This window comes from Streptomyces sp. NPDC002784 (assembly GCF_053592135.1).
The window spans coordinates 1-1,306 of record NZ_JBSFVD010000184.1; the positions used below are offsets into that span (position 1 = coordinate 1).

General features: G+C 35.3%; 1 protein-coding gene. It reads left to right on the forward strand.

Features of this window, described 5'->3' with window-relative positions; genetic code table 11:
- Positions 1 to 198: 198 nt before the first annotated feature.
- Positions 199 to 1,306 (forward strand): IS3 family transposase gene (locus tag ACWD1Z_RS37665; protein WP_451125448.1). Its coding sequence is split into 2 segments (ribosomal slippage), with 1,109 coding nucleotides annotated over them: positions 199 to 421 and positions 421 to 1,306; the frame shifts between segments, so codons are not numbered across the junction. This gene is flagged as partial in the annotation.

Genomic DNA, 1,306 nt, shown 5'->3' on the forward strand with positions numbered 1-1,306 from the left:
ATGAATTGAAGTTTAAAGAAAATTTATATTATGCGGAAGATACGGAGTTTGTTATTCGATACCTTTTGGAGTGCAAAAGAGAGAATCGGATTTAGTTGCTAATATAATTAATTCTCTAACATATCATTATGTTCAAATAATGATGTTATCCTTAAATCTTAGAGTCACTATTGTATAATTTAGACAAAGGACAAAAACATGCAAAAACGCTACTCAAAAGAATTTAAAGAAACCCTTATCGCCTTCTATCATTCTGGTCAATCCGTCACCCAGCTGTCTAAAGAATACGACGTGGCCCCTGCAACAATTTATAAATGGATAGACCTCTACTCTAAATCTAATGAAAGCTCCGTCTCTAAAGCTGATTTTCTAGAATTAAAAAGACAACTGGTTAAAGTTAAGGAAGAACGAGACATCTTAGAAAAAGTATTGACCATATTCGCCGAGAAAAAGAAGTGAGTGCTGCGGATATGGCTCAAACCATACAAACTTTAGCACTCAATGTCAGACTAAGCTGTCAACTCCTTGATGTTCCTGAATCAAGTTATTATGAACAGATTAACCGACATCCATCTAAAACTCAATTAAGGAGACAATACCTGTCACTCAAAATGTCTCAACTCTTCAATGCTAACCGAGGAATCTATGGTGCTACTAAAATTCATCATCTTCTACTTAAACAAGGGGAAAAAGTCGGGTTAAAACTGGTACAGAAGCTAATGAAGCAACTTCAACTCAAGTCTGTAGTCATTAAGAAATTTAAGCCTGGATACTCACTAAGTGATCACATCAATCGAAAAAATCTTATACAGACTGAACCTACAAAGAAAAATAAGGTTTGGTCAACCGACATTACTTATATTCCTACTCAACAAGGATGGGCTTATCTCTCAACCATTATGGATCGTTATACTAAAAAAGTCATTGCTTGGGATTTGGGCAAGCGAATGACTGTAGAATTAGTGCAAAGAACTTTAAATAAGGCCATTAAATCACAAGACTATCCAGAAGCTGTTATTCTTCATTCTGACCAAGGAAGCCAGTATACGAGTCTAGAGTATGAAGAGTTGCTTAAGTATTATGGGATGACTCACTCTTTCAGTCGAAGGGGATACCCTTATCATAATGCCAGTCTTGAATCTTGGCATGGACATTTAAAAAGAGAGTGGGTGTATCAATTTAAATATAAGAACTTTGAAGAAGCCTATCAGAGTATTTTCTGGTACATCGAAGCCTTTTATAATTCAAAACGAATCCATCAAAGTTTAGGGTATCTTACACCTAATCAATTTGAAAAGGTAAGTGC